Source organism: Streptomyces sp. NPDC024555 (assembly GCF_055559335.1).
The window spans coordinates 1-22,368 of sequence record NZ_JBVHKV010000010.1; the positions used below are offsets into that span (position 1 = coordinate 1).

20 protein-coding genes are annotated in these 22,368 nt (G+C 75.4%); 12 read left to right on the forward strand and 8 right to left on the reverse strand.

The annotated features are described in order from the left end of the window. The first annotated feature begins 168 nt into the window (after window positions 1-168). Genes ACZ4FH_RS18365 through ACZ4FH_RS18375 form a run of 3 tightly spaced genes read left to right on the forward strand, consistent with a single transcriptional unit; the run spans window position 169 to window position 3,191 of the window. Entirely contained in the window at window positions 169-1,470 is a 1,302-nt protein-coding gene (locus ACZ4FH_RS18365) for an alpha/beta fold hydrolase (RefSeq protein ID WP_467305815.1), read from the forward strand. 40 nt (window positions 1,471-1,510) lie between these two features. Beyond that, complete coding sequence (locus tag ACZ4FH_RS18370; RefSeq protein ID WP_467305817.1) at window positions 1,511-2,236, forward strand: adenosylcobinamide amidohydrolase; 726 nt, start codon at window positions 1,511-1,513, stop codon at window positions 2,234-2,236. A 46-nt stretch (window positions 2,237-2,282) separates the two neighbouring features. Continuing rightward, window positions 2,283-3,191 (forward strand): NAD(P)-dependent oxidoreductase, encoded by a 909-nt coding sequence (locus tag ACZ4FH_RS18375; protein ID WP_467305819.1) that lies wholly within the window; start codon window positions 2,283-2,285, stop codon window positions 3,189-3,191. Between the two features lie 8 nt (window positions 3,192-3,199). On the opposite strand, the gene ACZ4FH_RS18380 is transcribed toward ACZ4FH_RS18375, so the two are convergent. The 8 genes from ACZ4FH_RS18380 to ACZ4FH_RS18415 all read right to left on the reverse strand — a co-directional run bounded on the left by ACZ4FH_RS18380 (window position 3,200) and on the right by ACZ4FH_RS18415 (window position 14,351). Next, window positions 3,200-4,447, reverse strand: a complete 1,248-nt coding sequence (locus ACZ4FH_RS18380) for a sulfite oxidase (protein WP_467305821.1) — start codon at window positions 4,445-4,447, stop codon at window positions 3,200-3,202. Window positions 4,448-4,787: 340 nt separating this feature from the next. Next, window positions 4,788-5,723, reverse strand: a complete 936-nt coding sequence (locus ACZ4FH_RS18385; RefSeq protein ID WP_467305824.1) for an RNA polymerase sigma factor SigF — start codon at window positions 5,721-5,723, stop codon at window positions 4,788-4,790. Window positions 5,724-6,055: 332 nt separating this feature from the next. Continuing rightward, complete coding sequence (locus tag ACZ4FH_RS18390; RefSeq protein ID WP_467305826.1) at window positions 6,056-6,670, reverse strand: helix-turn-helix domain-containing protein; 615 nt, start codon at window positions 6,668-6,670, stop codon at window positions 6,056-6,058. A gap of 68 nt (window positions 6,671-6,738) precedes the next feature. Continuing rightward, a complete protein-coding gene (locus tag ACZ4FH_RS18395; RefSeq protein ID WP_467305828.1) occupies window positions 6,739-8,652 on the reverse strand; it encodes an ABC transporter ATP-binding protein in 1,914 nt (637 codons plus the stop codon). Continuing rightward, window positions 8,652-9,482 (reverse strand): ABC transporter permease, encoded by an 831-nt coding sequence (locus ACZ4FH_RS18400; protein ID WP_383634125.1) that lies wholly within the window; start codon window positions 9,480-9,482, stop codon window positions 8,652-8,654. The genes ACZ4FH_RS18395 and ACZ4FH_RS18400 overlap by 1 nt, the downstream gene beginning before the upstream one ends. After that, window positions 9,479-10,507 carry an ABC transporter permease gene (locus ACZ4FH_RS18405; RefSeq protein WP_467305831.1) on the reverse strand — a complete coding sequence of 343 codons (1,029 nt, stop codon included), beginning with the start codon at window positions 10,505-10,507 and terminating at the stop codon, window positions 9,479-9,481. Before ACZ4FH_RS18405 ends, ACZ4FH_RS18400 begins: the two co-directional genes overlap by 4 nt. Next, window positions 10,504-12,663 carry an alpha/beta hydrolase family protein gene (locus ACZ4FH_RS18410; RefSeq protein ID WP_467305833.1) on the reverse strand — a complete coding sequence of 720 codons (2,160 nt, stop codon included), beginning with the start codon at window positions 12,661-12,663 and terminating at the stop codon, window positions 10,504-10,506. Before ACZ4FH_RS18410 ends, ACZ4FH_RS18405 begins: the two co-directional genes overlap by 4 nt. Before the next feature lie 41 nt (window positions 12,664-12,704). Further along, entirely contained in the window at window positions 12,705-14,351 is a 1,647-nt protein-coding gene (locus ACZ4FH_RS18415; RefSeq protein ID WP_467305835.1) for an ABC transporter substrate-binding protein, read from the reverse strand. Between the two features lie 289 nt (window positions 14,352-14,640). On the opposite strand from ACZ4FH_RS18415, the gene ACZ4FH_RS18420 reads away from it, so the two are divergent. The 9 genes from ACZ4FH_RS18420 (at window position 14,641) to ACZ4FH_RS18460 (ending at window position 22,228) form a co-directional block, all read left to right on the forward strand. After that, complete coding sequence (locus tag ACZ4FH_RS18420) at window positions 14,641-15,378, forward strand: SAM-dependent methyltransferase (RefSeq protein WP_467305837.1); 738 nt, start codon at window positions 14,641-14,643, stop codon at window positions 15,376-15,378. A 147-nt stretch (window positions 15,379-15,525) separates the two neighbouring features. Further along, a complete protein-coding gene (locus tag ACZ4FH_RS18425) occupies window positions 15,526-16,449 on the forward strand; it encodes an NADP-dependent oxidoreductase (protein ID WP_467305839.1) in 924 nt (307 codons plus the stop codon). Continuing rightward, window positions 16,446-17,207, forward strand: coding sequence for a GNAT family N-acetyltransferase (locus ACZ4FH_RS18430; protein ID WP_467305841.1), 762 nt, complete (start codon window positions 16,446-16,448; stop codon window positions 17,205-17,207). Before ACZ4FH_RS18425 ends, ACZ4FH_RS18430 begins: the two co-directional genes overlap by 4 nt. Window positions 17,208-17,381: 174 nt before the next feature. Next, on the forward strand, window positions 17,382-18,587 hold the full coding sequence (locus tag ACZ4FH_RS18435) for a PP2C family protein-serine/threonine phosphatase (RefSeq protein WP_467305843.1): 1,206 nt from the start codon (window positions 17,382-17,384) through the stop codon (window positions 18,585-18,587). A gap of 72 nt (window positions 18,588-18,659) precedes the next feature. Then, window positions 18,660-19,328 (forward strand): TetR family transcriptional regulator, encoded by a 669-nt coding sequence (locus ACZ4FH_RS18440; protein WP_467305844.1) that lies wholly within the window; start codon window positions 18,660-18,662, stop codon window positions 19,326-19,328. Next, complete coding sequence (locus ACZ4FH_RS18445; RefSeq protein ID WP_467305846.1) at window positions 19,325-20,095, forward strand: SDR family NAD(P)-dependent oxidoreductase; 771 nt, start codon at window positions 19,325-19,327, stop codon at window positions 20,093-20,095. Before ACZ4FH_RS18440 ends, ACZ4FH_RS18445 begins: the two co-directional genes overlap by 4 nt. Before the next feature lie 58 nt (window positions 20,096-20,153). Beyond that, window positions 20,154-21,194 carry an NAD(P)-dependent alcohol dehydrogenase gene (locus tag ACZ4FH_RS18450; RefSeq protein WP_383634105.1) on the forward strand — a complete coding sequence of 347 codons (1,041 nt, stop codon included), beginning with the start codon at window positions 20,154-20,156 and terminating at the stop codon, window positions 21,192-21,194. A gap of 115 nt (window positions 21,195-21,309) precedes the next feature. Continuing rightward, window positions 21,310-21,618 carry a DUF6191 domain-containing protein gene (locus ACZ4FH_RS18455; RefSeq protein WP_383634104.1) on the forward strand — a complete coding sequence of 103 codons (309 nt, stop codon included), beginning with the start codon at window positions 21,310-21,312 and terminating at the stop codon, window positions 21,616-21,618. A gap of 190 nt (window positions 21,619-21,808) precedes the next feature. Then, a complete protein-coding gene (locus ACZ4FH_RS18460) occupies window positions 21,809-22,228 on the forward strand; it encodes a hypothetical protein (protein ID WP_467305848.1) in 420 nt (139 codons plus the stop codon). Window positions 22,229-22,368 lie beyond the last annotated feature (140 nt).

Consider the following 22,368-nt stretch of genomic DNA (forward strand, 5'->3'; position numbering starts at 1 on the left):
TGGTGTCTGTGTTGCTGTGGGGTCGGGGGGGGGGGGCGGGGGGCGGGGGGGGGGGGGGCGGCCCCCCCCCCCCCGGGGGGGCCCCCCCCCCCGCGGGGGCCCCCCCCCCCCCGGCTCCGCACCCCCGCCCCCGTGACCCGCACCGCCACGCGCAAGGAGCACAGCACCATGACCACCCCCGCCCCCGTCTCCTACCGCCACGGCGGCCTGGTCTGCACCGACCACACCCTCGACGTCCCCCTCGACCACGCGGACCCGGCCGGCCCCGCCATCGGCCTCTTCGCCCGCGAGGTCGTCGCCGAGGGCCGCGAGCACGAGGACCTGCCCCGGCTCCTGTGGCTCCAGGGCGGCCCCGGCGGCCGCGCCGAACGCCCCAACGCGGCCGGAGCCTGGCTGCGCCGTGCGCTCGCCGGCCACCGTGTCGTCCTCATGGACCAGCGCGGCACCGGCCGCTCCACCCCCGCCGACCGGACCACCCTCGCCCGCTTCGGCGACGACGCCGAGGCCACCGCCGCGTACCTCGCGCACTTCCGCGCCGACTCCCTCGTCCGCGACGCGGAACTGCTGCGCCGCCACCTCCAGGGCGACCGCCCCTGGTCCGTCCTCGGCCAGAGCTTCGGCGGCTTCACCACCCTGACCTACCTCTCCCTCGCCCCCGGGGGACTGACCCGGGCCTTCGTCACCGGCGGCCTGCCCACGCTGACCGGCCACGCCGACGACGTCTACCGCGCCGCCTACGCCCGCACCCTCGCCCACAACGAGCGCTACTTCGCCCGCTACCCCGGCGACCAGGCCCTCGCCGAGGCCGTCGCCGCCCACCTCGACGCCCACGACGTCCGGATGCCCACCGGCGAACGCCTCACCGTCCGCCGCTTCCAGACCCTCGGCATCACCTTCGGCACCGCCGCCAAGTTCGACTCCCTCCACTACCTCCTGGAGACCGCCTTCACCGAAGGCGCCCACGGACCCGCCCTCACCGACACCTTCCTGCGCGGCGTCGACGCCGCGGTCTCCTTCGCCGAACGCCCCCTGTACGCCGCGCTCCACGAGCCGATCTACGCCCAGGGCGGCCGCCCCACCGACTGGTCCGCCCACCGGATCCGCGCCGAGTTCCCCGCCTTCGACGCCACCGCCGGCGGCCCCCTGCGCTTCACCGGCGAGATGGTCTACCCCTGGCAGTTCGACGAGGACCCCGCGCTCGTTCCGCTGCGCGGCGCCGCCGAGGCGCTCGCCGCCCGCACCGACTGGCCGGCCCTCTACGACCTGGACCGGCTCGCCGCCAACGAGGTCCCCGTCTTCGCGGCCGTCTACCACGACGACATGTACGTCGACCGGGAGCACGCCCTCGTCACCGCCGGCGCCGTACGAGGCCTGCGCGCCTGGGTCACCGACGCCTACGCCCACGACGGGGTCCGCGCCGACGCCGCCGTCCTGGACCGGCTGCTCGCCATGGCCGACGGCGCGGCCTGAGCGGGCCGGGGCGCTCCGGGCGGGCCCGGCCCCGGCCCCTATGATCGACGGGTCACCCCGGCCCACGGCCGTCCCGTCGCACACCCGGGAGCATCCCATCGGTTCCGTACGCGTCCGGCTGCCCGAACAGCGCGGCGAACTGCTGGCCCGGCACGAGGACGGGCACGAACTGCACCATCTCGTCTGGCGGCTGGGCCCCGGCTGGCGGGTGTGCAGCAGCGCGGTCCTCGGCGGCGGCATCGGCCCCCGCTCCTGGATCCTCAACGCCCAGGTGCCCGGCGGCTATCCGCGCATGGACCCCGACCGCCACCTCGCGGAGATCGCCGCCGCCGAAGGGCTCGCCGGACCGGGCGCGGGGCTGATGACGGCCGCCGACGTCACCGCGTACACGCGGCGCACCGACGAAGGGGTCACCGCCACCGCCACCTGCGGTCTCGGTGTGAGAGGCTGGGCGGCGGCACCGGCCGAGGGCGAGCCGGGCCCGCACCTCCCGGGTACGGTCAACATCGTCGTCACCGTGCCCGTGGCCCTGTCCGACGCCGCGCTCGTCAACGCCGTCGCCACCGCGACCGAGGCCAAGGTGCAGGCACTTCTGGACGCCGGACTCGACTGCTCGGGCACCCCGACCGACTCCGTCTGCGTCGCCGCCCCCGCACCCGACGGCGGCGGGGGAGAACCCTTCGCGGGCCCCCGCTCCCGCTGGGGCGCCCGCCTCGCCCGAGCCGTGCACGCCGCAGTCCTGGACGGCGCGCTGCGGCAGTCCTGAGCACCCGCGCCGCGCCCGCGCGCGGCCGACGAGAGGAAGCACCCCTATGACCTCGGCACCCGGCACCCCGGACCGCCCCGCCACCACCGTCGCCGTACTCGGCACCGGGATCATGGGCGCCGCCATGGCCCGCAGCCTGCTCCGCGCCGGACTGGACGTCCGGGTCTGGAACCGCACCCAGGCCAAGGCGGCCCCGCTCGCCGCCGACGGTGCCACGGTCGCGGACACCGCCGCCGACGCCGTGCGCGGCGCCGACGTCGTCGTCGCCGCGCTCAACGACGGCACCGCGGTGGCCGCCGCGCTCACCGCCGCGTCCGACGGAGTGCACCGGGGCCAGATCCTCCTCCAGACCTCCACCGTCGGCCCGGACGCCACCGTCGAACTGGCCCAGCGCGCCGCCGACCTGGGCCTCGTCTACCTCGACGCGCCGGTCGCCGGCACCCGGGAGCCCGCCGAGCGGGGCCTGCTCACCGTGCTGGTCTCGGGGCCGTCGACGGCCCGCGCCGTGACCGGCCCGGTGCTGGACGCGATCGGGCAGCGCACGGTCTGGGCGGGCGAGGAGCCGGGTGCCGCCTCCCGGCTGAAGCTCGTCCTGAACACCTGGGTCATCGCCCTGGTCGGCGGGGTGGCGGAGACCCTGAACCTGGCCCACGGGCTCGGTGTGGAGCCCGAGGCGTTCCTCGACATCGTCCGCGGCGGCCCCCTCGACACGGGCTACCTCCAGGGCAAGTCCGCCGCCCTGCTCTCCGGCGACCTGACCCCGAGCTTCGCCGTGACCACCGCCCTCAAGGACACCCGGCTGATCCTGGAGGCCGCCGAGCGCTCCGGCGTACGGCTGGACCTCACCGCCGCGAGCGAGGCCCGCTTCGCCCGCGCCGAGGCGGCCGGACACGGCGACGAGGACATGATCGCCACCTACTACGCCGGTGTCCCCGAGGAGCACGGCACCCGCTGACCCGCGGGTCAGACCACCCGCACCTCGTGACGCACCACCGCGTCGAAGAGGTAGCCCTGCGTGTTGGGCGCGGCGACCGCCGGCTGGGTACGCCCCGACCGGTCGGTCGCCCGCGCCAGCAGCACGGCCGGGCCCGGTGTGCGCGGCACCCACGGCGCCGACCAGCGGACCCAGCTCCCGGCGCGCGGTGCGTCGCGCAGCCGGGCGCGGTGCCACCGGGCCCCGCCGTCCGTGCTGACCTCGACCGAGCGCACCGGAGCCCCGCCCGACCAGGACCGCCCCGTCAGCACCTGGGGCCGCCCGGCCGCGAACTCCGCGCCCGGCGCCACCTCGAACGCGCTCTTCAGCGTCTGCCGGGTCAGCGGCGCACTGCCCTCGGCCGGGTAGTCCGGTCCGAACAGCCGGTAGAGACCGGTGTTCCAGGGGGAGAGCAGCGGACGGGTGCTCACCTCGATGTCGCCCAGCCACTTGATGTTCGCGATCCCCACCCAGGACGGCACGATCAGCCGCACCGGATGGCCGTGGTCGGGCGGCAGCGGCTCGCCGTTCATCTCGTACGCGAGCAGGACGTCGTCCAGCGCCTTCGCCACCGGCAGCGGCCGCCGCACCCGCCCGAGGGCGATCCCGTCGCTGACGACCTCGTCGTCCAGGCCGCGCGGCAGGATGTCGACCGCCCGCCGGGTGAGGCCGGCGCGGCGCAGCACATCGGCGAGCCGCACCCCGCGCCAGCGTGCGGTCCCGATCGCGCCCAGGGTCCACGCGGTGCCGCTGACCTGCTGGTTCTGCTGCGTCGTGTAGTAACTGCGGGCGTTCCCGGCGCATTCGACGAACGCGGTCCTGGTCACGGACGGCAGCGCGCGCAGTTCGTCGTACGTGAACTCCACCGCCGGACCGGCCAGCCCGTCGCCCCAGACCGTGAGCCGCCAGCCCGCGGCGTCGATGCGCGGGGTGACGGTGTGGTTGCGGACGAAGAAGCGGTCGGCCGGGGTGAGCAGTCCGGTGCCGCGCAGCGCGGCGAAGTTGGTCTCCGCGTTGGTGCCGCGCACGGTGAACAGCTCGGGCGGCAACGGCTTCACGATCCCGGGGGCCGCCGCATGGGCCGTCGCCGGGGCCAGGAGCGGGGCCGCGGCCGACGCGGCGGCCACCAGCCGCAGCAGATCGCGGCGCGCGATCCCCGCGGAGCGCGCCGCGCCCCGGGACCACTGGCGCAGACGGAGGGCGTCGTAGGCGGCCTCGGACGGCGGGACGGGACTCATGGACGGCTCCGGGGGGACGGGGGACGCGCGCGGGCGTCCGGACCGGCGCGGCCGGGGTGCCAGGGCCGCGGCCGCGGGCGACGCCGGTGAGCGTGTCAGCGGCCCGCGACGGCGTCAACGGCCCCCGGAGCGGCCGGAACCCGTGTTCCGGTCCGGAGCCGGTCGGGCTCCCGGCCCCGTACCCGACCGCCCCGCACGGCCACGACCTGCGCGGACGCGGTGAACGCCGGGTCGCGTACGGGGCGGTGGGGCGGGCGGGGCGACCGGTGGGGCCGGCGCCGCGATTTCATCCCGCCGCAACGATCCGGCTGCTCCGAACGGCCCCGGACCCGTCCGGGGCTCACTCCTCGGGGAACATCCCGGTGCGGAGCTTGCGCAGGATCCGGCTGATCAGCCGGGAGACGTGCATCTGCGAGATGCCGAGTTCGGCGCCGATCTGCGACTGCGTCAGCTCCTGGCCGAACCGCAGGTCGATGATGCGCCGTTCGCGTGCGTCGAGGCCGCCGAGCAGCGGGGCCAGGGTGTGCAGGTTCTCCACCGTTTCGAGGGCGGGGTCGGGGCTGCCCAGCACATCGGCGAAGGTGCGTCCGGCCGTGCTCTTGCGGCCCGCGTCCGCCGGGGCCGCGGGCATGTCCAGGGAGCCGGCCGTATAGCCGTTGGCCGCGACGATCCCCTCGGTGACCTCGTCCTCGCTCAGGCCCAGGTGCTCGGCCAGCTCCGGCACGGTCGGGTCCCGGTCCAGCTCGGTGGCGAGGGCCTCCTTGGTCTTGGCGAGGTCCACGCGCAGCTCCTGGAGCCGGCGCGGGACGTGGACCGCCCAGCTGGTGTCGCGGAAGAAGCGCTTGATCTCGCCGGTGATGTACGGCACCGCGAAGGAGGTGAACTCGACCTCGCGGGACAGGTCGAAGCGGTCGATGGCCTTGATCAGCCCGATGGTGCCGACCTGGACGATGTCCTCCATGTCGCCGCCGCCCCGGTTCCGGAACCGCCCGGCGGCGAACCGGACGAGCGACAGGTTCATCTCGATGAGGGTGTTGCGCGCGTACTGATGGGCGGGCGTCCCCTCCTCCAGCGTACGGAGCCGGTCGAAGAAGAGCCGGGACAGCTCCCGCGCGTCGGTGGGGGCCACCTTCCCGGCCTCCTCGATCCAGGGAAGATCGCCGAGTTCCCCGGGGGACGGTGCGCTTCCCGCGTACTCCTCGTTCCCGCCGGCCGGTGCCGTGCCTGCACTCTCCGCTCGCTCCGCCTCGGCAGTCCGCGCAGTGTGCGCCGTCATGTCGTCACGCTCCCCTGGTGGTAGGCCATGAGGTCTGGGCGTCTGCCCGGCCAGGGCGTTCCCATGCGCGAAGACGTGAACTCGGCCATCTCATGGCCGGTTTTCGGCCGGTGTCGCGGGCTCACGAGCCGGGACGATGTATGACGTTCCGTCATATCGGGGAGGTCGCGGGCATACCGGTACGAAGAACCGCCCCACCGGTACGGGGGAGCCCGGTGGGGCGGTCCTCTCCAGAGTGCCACAGGCGGCCGGGCCCGGGGGACCGACCGGCGCATATCCGGTGGTAGTTGAGTCGAAATCGACCCCCGGCCGACCGGGGCCGCCGTGCCGGATCAGTCGCGCGGATAGCCGACGACGGTGTGGGTGACGGCCGGGGAGTCCTCGGTCGTGTAGTAGTGGCTGTACTGCGCGGAGAACCGCGCGCTGTCGCCCGCCTCCAGGAGATGCGGGACGTCGTCGACCACCAGCGTCACCCGGCCCGACATCACCAGCACGTACTCCACGGACTCCGCCCCGTGCGAGCTGACCTGGCTCTGGGCGTGCGGGTGCAGCCGGGTCCGGTAGATCTCCATCCGGCCCTGCTCATGGCCGGAATACAGCAGGCTCACCGTGGTCTCGTCCTCCGGCTCGACGAGCGAGGAGGCCCGGACGATCTCCGGTTCCAGCAGCGGCCGGCGCAGCAGTTCGGTGCAGTGGGTGCCCAGCACCTCGGCGATCCGGACCAGCACGTCCACCGTGGGATTGGCCTCGGCCCGCTCGATCTGCGAGAGCAGCCCCTTGCTCACCCCGGTCGCCGCCGACAGCTCGCGCAGGCTCCAGCCGCGCGCCAGCCTGCGGCGGTTGAGGTTTCCGGCCAGCGCGGCCCGTACCCCGAAGGTGCCCGGTTCCCGGGTCTGCGGCGCGGGCACGGCCGCGGGCGGACGGGCGGTGATGGTCGGCTCGGACACCGTTCCTCCTCGCTCTCGGTGGTACGCGCAGGTCAGCGCCACACTCTACCCGTGCGGGCCGGGCCGGTTCAGAGAATCGGCCCGGGGCCCGCCATCTCCGGCAGGGCCTCGATCATCCGCCGCGTCCAGGGGTGCCGGGGCGCGTCCAGCACCTCCGCCGCGGTGCCCCGTTCGACGATCCGGCCGCGGTGCATCACCGCCACCCGGTCGGCGATCTGCCGCACCACCCCCAGATCGTGGGTGATGAACAGGACGGCGAAGCCCTCCGCGCGCTGGAGCGAGACGAGCAGATTGAGCAGTTGCGCCTGGACCGACACATCGAGCGCCGCCACCGCCTCGTCGCAGATCAGCAGCCGGGGCCGGGCGGCCAGCGCCCGTGCCAGCGCGACCCGTTGGCGCTCGCCGCCGGACAGCGCGGCCGGCCGCCGCGAGGCGTACGCGGCGGGCAGCCCCACCTGGGCGAGCAGCGAGTCCACGGCGGAGGACTCCACCCGGCCGCGCCCGCCGGAGGCGGCGGCCAGCGCCTCGCGCAGCGTCGCGCCGACCGTGCGCAGCGGATTGAGCGAGGAGTAGGGGTCCTGGAACACGATCTGGACCTGCTCCGCCAGCCGCCGCCGGTCCGCGGTACCGGGCCGGCGTCCCCGGGGCAGCGCGATCCCGCCGACGGACACCTCGCCGCCGTCGAAGGTCTCCAGCCCGACCGCGATCCTGGCCAGCGTCGTCTTGCCCGAGCCGGACTCGCCGACCAGGGCGACGACGGTGTTCCGGGGGACGGTCAGGCTCACGTCGCGCAGTGCGGCGCGGTCACCCGCCGAGGAGGTGAAGGTGCGGTCGACGGCCGTGGCCACCAGCGCGGCGTCCCGGTCCGGCTCCTCGGGGGAGGGGTCGGGGCCCGGCCCGACGGGGGTGCGCGCCGAGGGGGCGGCGAGCCCGTCGCGGATCTCGGCGAGCCGCACACAGGCGGAGAGCCGGCCCTCGCCGCCCTCCGGCGGGTCCGGCGCCAGCAGCGTCGCCGGTGCGTCCCGGCAGACGGGCGCCGCGTGGGCGCAGCGGTCGGCGAACGGGCAGCCGCCGCCCCGGGCGCCGGGAGCGGGCACCGAGCCGGGGACGGCCGGGAGCTCCGCGTACCGCTCACGCACCGAGGGCTCGGAGGCCAGCAGCCCGGCGGTGTACGGATGCAGCGGCGCGGACTCCAGGTCCCGGGAGCTGCCCTGCTCCAGGACCTGCCCGGCGTACAGCACGTACACCCGGTCGCAGGCGGAGAACGCCACCCGCAGATCGTGGGTGATGAGCACCAGGCCCATGCGGCGGCTGCGCTGGAGACCGCGCAGCAGATCGAGGACGGCACGCTGGTTGGCGGCGTCCAGGGCGGTGGTCGGCTCGTCCGCGATGAGGAGTTCGGGATCACCGGCGAGCGCCGCGGCGGCGGCGACCCGCTGCCGCATCCCGCCGGACAGTTCGTGCGGGTAGCGGTCGGCGACGTCGGGGGAGAGCCCGACCTCGGCGAGCCGGCGCTCGACGTCCGCGCGCCGGGCCTTCTTCGCCCGCCGCCGGGTGTGCTCCCCGTCGAGGTCCCGCAGCCCGTCCGCGATCTGCCGGCCGCAGGTCAGCTGGGGGTGCAGCATCGTGAACGGGTCCTGCATCAGCAGCGTGACGCGCCGGCCGCGCAGGGCGTGGCGGGCGCGCGGGGACAGGTCCAGGACCTCCCGGCCGTCGATGCGCACCGAACCGTCCGTCACCCCGGTCCCGGCCGGCAGCAGCCCGGCCACCGCCCGCATGGCCAGCGATTTGCCGCTGCCGGACTCGCCGACGATGCCGATGCACTCGCCGGGGCCGACCTCCAGCGAGACGCCGTCCAGGATCGGCACGGGACCGCCGGGCGCGGCGGTCGCCGCCACCCGCAGCCCCTCGACGGCGAGCAGCGGCCCGCCGCCGGGCGCGTCGGTGACGGTACGGCCTTCGGTCGCGGGCTGGGCCGCCATCAGGACCTCCCACGGTCGGAGAACGCCTCGAACAGCCGGTCGCCGAGGAGGTTGAGGGCCACGGCCGCCGCGACGATGAGCAGCGCGGGGGCCAGGGCCGCGGACGGGTTGTCGTAGAGCAGGGTGCGGTTCTCGGAGAGCATCCGGCCCCAGTCGGGGGCGCCCGGCGGCACCCCGAGCCCCAGGAAGGACAGGGAGCTGAGCGCGACGATCGCGCCCGCGAAGTTCAGCAGGGTGTTGGCCACCACGACCGGCAGGACGTTGGGCCAGATGTGCCGGGTCATCACCGTGAAGCGGGACAGCCCGAGCGTCTCCGCCGCCTCCACGTACGCCCGGTGCCGCTGCTCCAGCACGGCGGCGCGCACCAGCCGGATGTCGGCCGGGGAGGTCAGCACCACGAGCACGCCGACGGCCAGGGCGTAGCCGCCCCCGCCGATCCCGGCGACGACGATGGTGACCAGCAGCGCGGGCAGTGCCAGCAGCAGATCGGCCCAGCGCCGGACGAGGGCGTCGATCCAGCCGCCCCGGTAGCCGGCGAGCAGTCCGAGGACATTGCCGATGACCATCGAGCCGACCGCGACCAGCGCCGCGCCCACCAGGGTGCTCCGGGCCCCGGCGACCACCATCCGGGCGATGTCGCGGCCGAGTTCGTCGGTGCCGAGCGGATGGCCGCCGCCCGGCATGGCGGTGCCGGTGGCCAGGTCCTGTTCGTCCCAGCCGGGCAGCAGCGCCTGCCCGAAGGCGGCGGCCAGCGCGAACAGGACGAGCAGGACGGTGCAGCACAGGGTCAGCGGGGTGACCCTGCGGCGGGCAAGGGACCGGGACTTCATGCCTTCCCCTCCTCGTGGACGGGGGCCGCGGACGGCCTGGCCGCGGGCGCGGTCCTCAGCTGGGGGTCCAGCAGCGGCTGGGCGAGATCGGTGACGAGATTGGCCAGGCAGACCAGGGCGGCGATCAGCAGGGCCTCGGCCTGGACGACGGGGACGTCCCGGAAGGTGACGGAGTCGACGAGCAGCTGGCCGAGGCCCGGCAGCGCGAAGACCTGCTCCACCATGACCGTTCCGGCCAGCAGATAGGCCAGGACCAGACCGACGCCGGTCAGCACCGGGACGACGGTGCCGCGCAGCACGTACCGCAGCAGGATGTCCCGTTCGCGTACGCCCCGGGCGCGGGCGAACGTGACGTGTTCGCGGTCCAGTTCCCGGATCACGGCCGCCCGGGTCAGTTTCAGCAGGACGGCGGTGACGGCCAGGCCGAGCGCCAGGGCCGGCAGCACCAGATGTCTCAGCCGGTCGGCGCCCTGGCCCTCGCCGGGCCCGTACGCGGGGAACCAGCCGAGCATCAGCGCGAACACGTAGATGAGCACCAGCCCGCCCGCGAACGCCGGGGTGGACAGCGCGACCACGCCGAGGCTCTGCACGGCCCGGTCGGTGGGGCGCCGGTTGCGCAGACCGGCCAGGACGCCCAGCGGAAGACCCAGCAGCAGCGCGACGGCGAAGCCCAGACCGACCAGCTGGCCGGTGAGCAGCAGCCGGTCGCCCAGTGCGGCGGAGACGCTCTCGCCGGTGCGGATGGAGGTGCCGAGGTCCAGCCGGACCGCGTCGCCGAGCCAGTGCCAGTACTGCACCACCATCGGGCTGTCGAGGTGGTGGCGGGCCCGCACGGCGGCCAGCGCCTCGGGCGTGGCGCTGCGCGGGCCGAGCAGGGTCTGGGCCGGGTCGCCGGGCGCCGCCTGGAGCAGCGCGAAGACGGCCACGGACAGGACGAGGAGCAGGGCCAGCGTGCCGCCGAGCCGGCGCACCACGAGGCGCAGGGGGAGTGCGGCGCGCAGCCGCGCGGAGCCGGTGGCCGTCATCGCGGGTCTCCCGCCGGGAAGGCGGCGGGGGCGGACGCCGGGAGGGAGGTGGCGGGACCGGAGGGTGCCAGGGGGGTGACACCGTCCGGTCCCGCCGGGGAGGCCGTGCCGGGGGTCGGCCCGGGGGAGGCCTGCCCCGGCACGGCGGTCGTGGAGGCGGCCGCGGGACGCGGCGCCAGGTGGGTGGTGAGCCAGTCGGTGACCCGCTCCGCGGCGTCCAGGAGATGCCCGGCGTCGGTGAACTCGTGGCCCTCGTCCGGGTAGACGTACAGCTCGGCGGGGGCGCGTCCGGTCCGCAGCAGCGAACGGTACAGCTCGTGCGCCTGGCCGACCGGGGTGACCCGGTCCTCGGCGCCGTGCACGAGCAGCGTCGGGGTGCCGCGCCCGCCGGTGGCGAACGCCGGGGAGCGCCGGACCAGCTGCTGCGGGTCGTCCGGCGAGCCGATCGCGTACGCGCGGTCGTAGCCGCCGCCGATGCAGCTGGTGTGGGTGAAGCTCAGCCAGTCGGCCGGGGCGGAGACGACGACAGCCGCACGGAAGACATCGGTACGGGCCGCGGCCAGGGCCGCGAGGAAACCGCCGTAGCTGTGGCCGAGCACGGCCGCCCGGTCCGGATCGGCGAGGCCCGCCCCCACGAGGTGGCGCACCCCGGACAGCACGTCCTCCAGGTCCTTGCCGCCGACGTCGCCGACGACCGCGCGGGCGTGGTCGAGCCCGCGGCCGTTGCTGCCGCGCGGATTGGGCAGCAGCACCAGATGGCCGGCGGCGGCCAGGGCGGGGGCCAGTCCCAGCACATCGCCCGGCGCGTAGCCGGCGGACCAGAGCCAGGCGGGGCCGCCGTGCACGAGGACGGCGAGCGGGCGCGGTCCCTCGTGCTCCCCGGTGGAGAGGAGCAGCCCCTCCACGGTCCGGCCGTCGGGCGCGGTCCACTCGGTCCGCTCGGTGCGGACGGCGGCGAGCGCCGGGTCGGCGGGGGTGTTCAGGGCGGTGACGGGCGTCCACTCCCAGGCACGCTCGCCGCCGGTCGGGGCGACGACGGCCTCGGGGGGCCGGCCGGGGGCGTCGAGCACCGTCGCGGCGAGCCGTCCGTCGGCGCTGAGCGACAGCTCCGGCTGGTAGCCGGCGCCGCCCAGGGTCACGGGCGCGGACCAGCGGGTGGCGGTGGGACCGCCGGTGCGGCCGACGCGCGAGCCGGTGCCGTCCCAGCCCGCGAACCACAGCGCGCCGGGCTCGGCGTCGTCGAAGCGCAGCCAGGTGGCGTCCTCGACGCCGGGGGCCACCGCGCTGGCGCCGGAGGCCAGATCGACCACGACGGGGCGTCCGGCGACGATGGAGATCCCCTCGCAGACCGCCGCGGTGAGGCCGTCGGCGGAGAGCGCGGGGGCGGCCAGCTGCCCCAGGGGTTCATGGACGGTCCGCGCGGTGCGGGCGTCCAGGTCCAGTACGGCGAACCGGGCGTCGTAGTAGCCGGAGGGCAGGGTGTCCTCGCCGACGGTGGCGACGGCCGTCGCGCCGCCGCGCCAGGCGACGTTCCAGACGGTGAGCCCGGCCGGTCCGGCCTCGCGGACCGTGCCGTCGGCGAGGCCGACGAGGTGCAGGGTCCGGCGGCCGGTCCCCGGGGCGAACCGTTCCGGGGCGGGGGCCGGCCCCAGCCGCACCGGCAGCCCGAGGTGCATGCCGTCGCGGTCGGCACCGTCCTCGGCGCACAGCAGCAGGGCCCGCGTCCCGTCGTCCGAGACCAGCAGCTCCTCCGCCGAGCCGGGCACCCGGGCGACGGTGCGCACGGTCCCGGTCACGGTGTCCAGGGCGTCGAGCCGCACCTCGGTGCCCGCCGCGCCCCGCTCCTCGGCGAGGTGCAGCAGGGTCCGGGAGTCCGGCAGCCAGCGCGGGCTGTGCCGGTCGGCGGCGGTGTCCGGTCCGGACGGGGCCCGCACCGCCGCCACGGGGTCCGCCGCGCCGGGCCGCATCCCGGCCGGCACCGGGGCCAGGACCAGTCCGGCCCGCTCGGGTCCGGCCGCCGCGACGGCCACGACGCGGCCGTCCGGGCTGATCCGGGCCTCGACGGGGTGGACCAGGCGCAGCATCGCCTCGCGGACGCGCCGCACGACGGTCTGCGCGCGCCGTCGGGGTGCGCCGGGCGGGACGGTACGGGACATGGGCATCCGATCCTCGGGACGGGGCTGGGCGGGCGGGGCGGTCAGGCGGACTTGCGGATGCGGGTCGCCCAGGGGCCGATGAACGCGAACGGTCCCTGGTCCAGCAGTACGTACCGCTTCGAGAGGGCGGAGGCGGTCTGCGCCCACCACAGCGGGAGGTAGGGCAGTTCGGCGCCCGCCGTCCGCACGGCCTTCATCAGCTCCTCGGCACGCACCTTCCTGTCCGTCGCGGACTTCGCGGTGTCCAGCGCGGTGTTGACGGCGGCGTTGTCGTAGTGCGCGATGTCCGTCGCCGTGGCCGCCGCGTTGAGATACGGGTCCGCCAGTTCCGCCGGGTCGCCGGTGACGGGGAAGTACCACAGGAACTGCAGGGGCTGCTTGCCGGAGCCCAGTTCGGCCACCCACTGCTCCAGGGTGATCTCCTTGACCTTCAGCGTGATGCCGATCTTCTTCAGCGAGGCGGCGAGCGCGAGGGCCGCCTTGCCCAGCTGGGGGCCGCTGTTGGGGTAGTGCAGTTCGGCGGTGAAGCCGTCCTTGACGGAGGACTTGGCCAGTTCGGCGCGGGCGGCGTCCAGATCGAAGGCCGGGGACGGGATCGCGTCGTATCCGGAGCGGACCTCGTCCGGCGTCATCAGATCGCCCCACATGTCGCGGGAGGGCAGCGCGTCGGCGACCTCGGCCCGGCCGTGCAGGATGCCCTTCACCATGCCCTCGCGGTCGGCGGCGTGCGCGAAGGCCCGGCGGACGTGGGGGTCGTCGAACGGCGCCTTCGCCGTGTCGAAGGCGAGGGAGACCACGGAGCGGTCGCCGGTGTACGTGACACGGGCGCTGGACTCCCAGCCCCGGGCCTCGTCCGAGGCGAGGCTCAGCGCGCCGTCCACCGCACCGGACTTCATCGCGACCAGCCGCGTACCGGCGTCCGGCACGAAGGACAGCTTCAGCTTCCGGACGGCGGGCTTCTCGCCCCACCAGGCGTCGTTGCGCTCCAGGAGGACGTGGTCGTCGGCGGCGAACTCGGTGATCCGGTACGGGCCGGTGCCCAGCAGCAGGGTCTTCGCGGTGCCGACCCGGCCCCGGTTGCGGGCGAGGAAGGCGCGGCTGCTGACCAGGAGGCCGCCGGCCGTGGTGGTCCAGGCGAACATGGCGTCGGGCGCCTTCAGCCGGATGGTGACCTCGTGGTCGCCGGTGGCCTTCACGGACTGGACGCCCGCGTAGGCGTACCCGAGGGCGGAACCGTTCTTCGGATCCCGGATGGTCTCGATGGAGGCCACCACGTCGTCCGCGGTGAACCGGGTGCCGTCGGTGAAGGTCACCCCGCGGCGGAGCGTGTACACGTACGTCCGGGCGTCGGGCTGCTTCCAGGAGGTGGCGAGCCCGGGGCCCAGCTTGCCGGACGGGTCGACCGACAGCAGCGACTCCTGCGCGAGCACGGCGACCAGGTAGTTGAGGACCCCGGACTCCCGGCCCACATCGAGGCTGGAGAGGGAGGACGGCAGCGCGAGCGTCAGCGTGTCGATGGCCGCGTCCGCGCCGAGTGCGCGGGCCGTCGGGTCCGACGAGCCGTCGGCCGGGTCCTTGGCGGGCGGCGGCGCACACGCGGCGAGCACCCCGGACGCGGCGAGCACGCCGATGCCGGCCAGACCCAGCATGCGGCGTCGGCTGACGTTGCCACCCGGCTCCGAGATCATAAGGAACCACCCATCTCACTTTGTCCACTGTCACTGCCCAACTGGGCGTGGACAGTATCCGAAGGCTTTGGGGGCGTCAAAGGGTGGCTAATAACCGTCCACGGATTGGACTTTGGGGCGGGATGGATGCGAATAAAAAGGTGAAAAAGGTGCGGCTGATTCTCAAAGGGTGGATTGGTGGATCGGGGAAGGAATCACCGCGCACGGTGCATGTCATCCCGCTCTCTCCGTGACCGCGGCCCCCGAAAACGGCATGCGCCCGGGGCCGCCGTCCTGGCAGGCTGCGCCGGTGAACCGCGAACTGATCTCCGACCTCGCCCACGCCGGCCACCCCGTCAGGGCACCCCTCGACGACGACTCCGTGCGCACCCTCCTGGACCACGCCGTTCCGGAGGGCGAGGCGCGCGCCCTCGACCTGGGCTGCGGGGGAGGGGAGTGGCTGCTGCGGGCGCTGAACGGCCGTCCGGACCTGCGTGCCGAGGGCGTCGACCTCGCCGAGGACGCGCTCGGCCGGGCCGCCGACGCGGCCGGCCGCCTCGGGGTGCGCGACCGCCTCACCCTGCACCGGGGCGACGGCGCCGCCTTCCGCTCCCCGCACCCCTTCGACGTCGTCCTCAGCGTCGGCGCCGTGCACGTCTTCGGCGGGCTCCTGCCGACGCTCGCCGCCGCCCGAGAACACCTGGCCCCCGGCGGCCGGGTGCTGATCGGGGACGGCTACTGGGAACGCGAACCGTCCCCCGAGGCCGTCGAGATGCTCGGGGACAGCGCCGACCTCGCCACCACCCTCGACCTGGTCGCCGCCGACGGCTGGACCCCCGTGTACGGCCACATCAGCGGCCGCGGCGAACTCGACGCCTACGAGTGGGCGTGCTGGGGCTCGCTGTCCGCCTGGGCCCTGGACCACCCCGGCCACCCCGACAGCGCCGAGGTCCTGGAGCTGGCCGCCCGGCGCCGTACCGAATGGCTGCGCGTGTACCGCGACACCTGGGGCTTCGTCACGCTCGTGCTCCGCCGCACGACCGGCTGATCCCCGCCCGCCGCGCGGCAGCGGGTTCACGACGCCCCGGTGCACAGGCCTCGCCCGGGGAATACCCGCGCCCCGGGCGGACTTCCCGCTGCGGGGGCACACCGGCCACCGGCCCGCGGGCCCGCACCACGACCAGAGAGGAAACCGATGTCGAAGGCGTACGTGTTCACCCGCAACGGGGGGCCGGAGGTGGAAGCCCTCGTCGACCAGAACGTCCGGGCCCCCGGCCCCGGGGAACTCCTCGTCGCCGTCCGTGCGGCCGGGGTCAACCCCGTGGACTGGAAGCTGCGCAACGGATACGTCCGGCCGGGCGCCGAGGCCGCGCCCTTCCCGGCCGTCTTCGGCAGCGAGGCCGCCGGAACCGTCGAGGCGACCGGCCCGGACACCGAGGGCTTCGCCGTCGGCGACGAGATCTTCGGCAACCCGCTGACCGGCGGGTATGCCGAGCACACGCTCTTCCCCGCCGCGGTGAGCGCCCACAAACCGGCCGCGCTCTCCTTCGCCGAGGCGGCGGTGCTCCCGGTGGCCGCGGCCACGGCCCACGACGGGCTGGTCCAGCTCGGCCTCGCCCCGGGCGCCACCCTCCTGATCACCGGCGCCGGCGGCGGGGTCGGCAGCGCGGCGGCACAGCTCGCCCGCCACGCGGGCCTGCGCGTCATCGGTGTCGCGAGCGCCGCCAAGAAGGAGTTCGTCGCATCCCTCGGGGCCGTCCACATCGCCTCCGGACCCGGTCTCGCCGACCGGGTCCGGGCCGCCGTTCCCGACGGTGTGGACGCGGTCTTCGACCTCGTCGGCGGCGACGCCCTGCGGGAGGCCGCCACACTGGTCGCCGACCCCGCGGGCGCCCTGATCGGCGCGGGCGACAAGACCCTGGTCGCCGAACTCGGCGGCGCGGCCGTCCGGCGCGCCCGCAACGCCGAGGTCCTGCGCACGATCGGCGGACTCGCCGCCGCCGGGGTGCTCCGCGCCCCCATCGTCCGCATCCTCCCGCTCGACCGGGCGGGCGAGGCCCTGCGCGCGGTGGAGAGCGGCCACGCCCTCGGCAAGACCGTCATCGAGGTGGCGTCATGACCGCGCACCCCGCCCCCGCCGCCGCGCGCGGCACCCACCCGCTGGACGACCCGGTCGGCTCCGCGCTGCGCGGCCCGCACGCCCACTTCGCCGAAGGCCGCGGCCGCATCCTGCGCTACCCGCCGGACGTCACCCCCTGGGTCGCCCTGCCGGACGCGCCCGACGCCGCCGACTGGGCGGACGCCGCCGCGCTCGCCGGACCCGGCGGGGCCGTCACCGTCACCGCCTTCCGGGAGCCGCCGCCCGAGGACTGGGAGACCGTCTTCCACATCGAGGGCGTCCAGCTCGTCGACGGCGGGGTCGACGCCGCCCCGCTCCCGCAGGCCGTCCGGCTCGGTCCGGCCGATGTGCCCGAGATGCTCGATCTGGTCGCCCGCACCCGGCCCGGCCCCTTCGAGGCCCGCACCGTGGAACTGGGCACCTACCTCGGGGTGCGGCGCGAGGGGCGGCTCGTCGCCATGGCCGGCGAGCGGCTGCGCCCGCCCGGCTGGAGCGAGATCAGCGCCGTCTGCACGGACGAGTCCGTCCGGGGCCAGGGCCTGGGCAGCGGTCTCGTCCGGGCCGTCGCCCACGGGATACGGCTGCGCGGCGACATCCCGTTCCTGCACGCGGCCGCCTCCAACACCCACGCCGTACGGCTCTACGAGTCCCTCGGGTTCGTGCTGCGCCGCACCGTCCCGTTCCTCTCGGCGCGGGTCCCGCCCGCCGTCCGGCCGGGCGCCGGTCACGAGGACGTGCGGGAGCCGGCCGCCCGCTGACCGGGTCCGGGACCCGCGGCCCGCCGCGCGCGGGACGAAGGTCCCGGACCACCCCGCCCCGGGACCTTCGGCACACCGAGTGAGGCCGTAGGACTCGTGTGCCGCACCGACCGCCTCGGGTGCACTGGAGACGACCGCCGGCACCGGGCCGGCCGACCAGGAGGGGTGTCACGGGTGACGATCGGGCTCCACCACCGGCCGAGGACACGGGGCGTCGCGCTCCCGGGCGCGGACGCGGGTGAGGAAGCCGCCGGAGCGCAGCGGATCGGGAACGGGGCGCTCTTCGCCGCCGTGTCCCTGCTGACCGTCCTGGTCGTGGTCCTGGACGTGATCTCCGGCAACGATCTGCGGATCGTGCCGCTGCTCGTCGTGGTGCCCGCGCTCGTCTCGGTCTTCGCCACCGTCGCCCAGACGGTGGCCGTCGCCTCCGGGATCATGGTCGTGGCCGTCGTGTCGCGCCTGGTCAACGGCGGCACCTTCTGGGACGTCGCCAGCAGCATCGCGTTCACCGTGCTCGCCTGCTTCCTCGGCGTCGGCGCCTGTGCGCTGCGCATCCGCCACGCCACCGAGATAGCCAGGCTGCGCACCGCCGCGGTCGCCCTCCAGCGGCAGATCCTGCGCCCCCTGCCGATCCTGACCGAGCAGGTCGTCGCCCACGGCACCTACGCACCGATCGAGGAGGACCGCCTGGTCGGCGGCGACATCTACGAGATCGTCCAGTCGCCGTACGGGACCCGGGTGATCATCGGGGACGTCCAGGGCAAGGGGCTCGCGGCGATCGGGGCCGGTTTCGCCGTGCTCGGCGCCTTCCGCGAGGCCGCCATCCGCGAACCCACGCTGACCGGGGTCGTCGACGCCCTGGAGGACGCCGTCGCCCGACACAACGCCTTCTCCGCCCAGACCGGGGACATCGAACGCTTCGTGACCGCCCTGGTGATCGGCTTCGACGACCACGGCGTCCGGGCGGTCAACTGCGGCCATCTGCCGCCCTGGATGCTGCACGACGGGGTGGCCTCCGCCGTTCCGCTGCGCCGTGCGTCCGTCCCGCTCGGCCTGGCGGAACTCAGCGGCCGGGCGCGTGTCGCCGAGCGCCTGGACTTCCCGGACGACGCGACCCTGGTGCTCTTCACCGACGGGGTGACCGAGGCCCGTGACGCCCGCGGTGCCTTCTACCCGCTGGAGACCCGCCTCGGCCGCTGGGCCGACCGGGGCCCGCGCGAGGTGCTGGACGCGCTCCGGGCCGATCTGGAGGACTTCTCGGGCGGGGTGCGCCGCGACGACATCGCCGTACTGGCCCTGCGCCGCACCCCCGCCGGACATCCGGTCCGCCCGGTGCCCGACGGATACGGGGCGCGCCAGGCCGCGGAGGCCTTCGGCTGACCCGGTGAGCCCCACATATGTCCCGACGAGACTTCTGTCGCGTCGGGACATTTTTGGGTGTACGGTGCAGATATGAATCCGGAACGGAAGACTCCGGAACGGCGCAGCCGCAAGGCCCGCCGGACCCGGGACGCCCTCGCCCGTGCCGCCTTCGAGCTCGTGCTCGACCGCGGCCTGCGGGAGGTGACGGTCGAGGAGATCGCGGAACGCGCCGACGTCGACCGCCGTACCTTCAGCCGGTACTTCGCCGGCAAGGAGGCGGCCGTCCTGGACTCCGTACGGGACGACGGCGACCGGATCAACGACGCCCTGCGGGCCCGCCCGGCCGGCGAACCCCCGCTCACCGCCTACCGCGCGGCCGTCCGGGACTGGCTGGACGACCCCGGGGCGGAGGCCTGGCACCGCCGCCCCCGGATCTACGAACTGCTGGTCCTCGCCCAGCGGGAACCGACCCTCTACGCCGCCTTCCACCACATCCGGGTGGAGGCCCAGGAGGTCTCGGTGACGCTGCTCGCCGACCGGCTCGGGGTCGACCCGGCCCAGGACATCCGGCCCGCCGTCGCGGTGGCCGCCGGAGCCGGAGCGCTGCTCGCCGCCCAGACCGCCTGGGCGCGCGGAGGCTGCCCCGACGACCTGCCCCGACTCGTCGAGCAGGCATTCGACGCCCTCGCGGGGGAGCTGTTCGCACAGACCCCCCGTCCGGCGTCACCCAGCACCACGGAAGGAAACGCACCATCATGAGCACCCCCACCCCCACCGACCAGGAGTTCGCCGGGCGCACCGCGCTCGTCACCGGAGGAGCCTCCGGCATCGGCCTCGCCCTCGCCCACCGCCTCGCCCGCTCCGGAGCCTCGGTCGTCGTGGCCGACTACGACGAGAAGGCCGCCCGCGCCGCGGTCGCCGCCCTGGAGAGCGCCGGAGGCAAGGCCGCCGCCGTGGCCATGGACGTCACCGACCCCGCCTCCGTCGAGGCCGGCGTGCGGTTCGCCGTCGAGACCTTCGGCGCCCTGCACCTCGCCGTGAACAACGCCGGCATCGGCGGCCCGAGCGCCCCGACCGGCGAGTACGCCGTCGAGGACTGGAACCGGGTCGTCGCCACCAACCTGAGCGGCGTCTTCTACTCCCTGCGCTACGAACTCCCCGCGATCGTCGCGGCCGGCGGCGGCGCCGTCGTCAACATGTCCTCGATCCTCGGCACCAACGGCTTCGCCGGATCCCCGGCCTACGTCGCCGCCAAGCACGGCGTCGTCGGCCTCACCAAGACGGCCGCCCTCGAATACGCCGCGCGGAACGTCCGCGTCAACGCCGTCGGCCCCGGCTTCATCGACACCCCGCTGCTGCGCAACACCGAGGGCCCGGCCCGCGACCACCTCATCTCCCTCCACCCGGCCGGCCGCCTCGGCACGGCGGAGGAGGTGGCCGAACTCGCGGCCTTCCTGCTCTCCGACCGCGCCTCCTTCATCCACGGCAGCTACCACCTGGTGGACGGCGGCTACTCCGCCTCCTGAGTGGCGGACGGGGGACCAGGGGCGAGTAATAGAACGAGGACAGGTCAAGGAGGACCCCATGAAAGCCGTCCAGTACCGCGAGATCGGCGCCGCACCCGAGGTCGTCACCGTTCCGGACCCCGAGCCCGGACCCGGGCAGGTGCTGCTGAAGGTCAGCGCCGCGGGCGTCTGCCACTCGGACATCGCGGTGATGAGCTGGCCCGCCGACCAGTTCCCCTACCCGCTGCCGCTCACCCTCGGCCACGAGGGCGTCGGCACCGTCGCCGCGCTCGGCGACGGCGTCGAGGGACTCACCACCGGCGAATCCGTCGCCGTCTACGGCCCCTGGGGCTGCGGCACCTGCGTGAAGTGCGCCGAGGGCAAGGAGAACTACTGCCTGCGCGCCCAGGAGCTGGGGATCAACCCGCCCGGCCTCGGCTCGCCCGGCGCGATGGCCGAGTACATGATCGTCGACGACCCGCGCCATCTGGTGCCGCTCCGCGGCCTCGACCCCGTCCAGGCCGTCCCGCTCACCGACGCCGGTCTCACCCCGTACCACGCGATCAAGCGCTCGCTGCCGAAGCTGGTCCCCGGTGCGACCGCCGTCGTCATCGGCACCGGCGGACTCGGACACGTCGCCATCCAGCTGCTGCGCGCCCTGACCTCGGTGCGCGTCGTCGCCCTGGACGTCACCGAGGAGAAGCTGGCCCTGGCCCGTACGGTCGGCGCGCACGAGACCGTGCTCTCCGACGCCCGCGCCGCCGACCGGATCCGCGAGCTGACCGGCGGCGTCGGCGCCCAGGTCGTCCTGGACTTCGTCGGGGCGCCGCCGACCGTGGCCACGGCCGGCGCGGCGGCCGCCATCGACTCGGACGTCACGATCGTCGGCATCGGCGGCGGCACCCTGCCCGTCGGCTTCGGCGTGCTGCCGTTCAGCACGACGGTGACCGCCCCCTACTGGGGGTCGCGCTCCGAACTCGCCGAGGTCCTGGAGCTGGCCCACGCCGGTGCCGTCGAGGTCCACGTCGAGACGTACGGGATCGACGAGGCCCCGCTCGCCTACGAACGGCTGCACGCGGGCAAGATCAACGGCCGTGCGGTCATCCTGCCCAACGGCTGAACCGCACCCGCACCGACGGCCCGGTGGGCCGGCGCGTCCCCGCGCCGCCCCGCCGGGCCGTCGGTGTGTTCTCTCCTGCTTGCGCCGTCCGCGCGGGCCCGGCGAGACTGCCCGGATGGGATTCCTCGCGCTGATGACGCTGCCCGGCCTGGTCATCGGGCTGACGGCGGCCGCCTTCCTCGACCAGCTGCTGCTGCGCGCGGGCCGGGCCGGGCTGCTGCCGTGGCGCAACAGCGCCCGGCAGGGGCAGATCTCGGCGACCGGCTTCGAGCAGCTGCACGCCACGTTCTCGCCCGGCAAGCAGAGCGAGCTCAAGGAGCGGCAGAGCGCGCTGCTCCTGCGCGACGACGAGGAGGACGGCGCCCCGCCGCACCGCTCCACCGTCGACCTGGACGGCGGCCGCGCGGTGATCCGGCTGCCGTGACGCCGGCCGGGCCCGCTCACCCGATGCGGTGATCGTCGCCCGCTGATCAGGACCGCACGCGACGCGCGCGGGGCGGCCCCGCACGACCGGACGTCCCAGGTCACGGGCCCTTTCCCGCCGTCGGTGGGCCGTGCTCCGGAACGGGCACTGACAAGAACTTTACGCACCCGCGTGATTACGCTTCGCGTTCATGCGGGCGCGGCCGGACTCACGTGGCATCCGCTCCGTGCCGGGGGCCGGAGCGGTCGTCTGCGTGCTCCTGGCCGCCCTGCTGCACGTGCTCGGCTGTGCGCACGGGCCGACCGCCGTGTCCTTCCTGCGCGCGGACGCCCTGCCGTCGGCCACGGCGGCCCAGGTCCTCTGCGGACCGGCCGCGCCGGCGGTCCCGGACGCCCCGGCCCCCGACGCGCACTGTCCGGGGCTCGACCAGCCGGTGCTCCAGGCGTCCCCCGTTCCGGAGCCGGCGGCGGCCGGGCCCGCAGGGACGCGGTCGGGCCCCGCCGCTCCCGCTCCGGTGCGCGCCGCCCCGGCACGGCCCTGCGACGGCCCCGGCCGCCCGGAGCCGCCCGCCGGACACGGCCGGGCGGCCCTCGGCATCTGGCGGACCTGAGCGGACCGGGGGCCGCCCCGGACCGGTCCCCGTCCGTCACCGGCCGCTCCGCGCCGCCCGTACCGCCGGGCGGCGCGCGCAACCGGCCGTCCACCGATCCGTTCCCCGCTTCCTCGTACCGGCGGGCTGCCGACGACGGC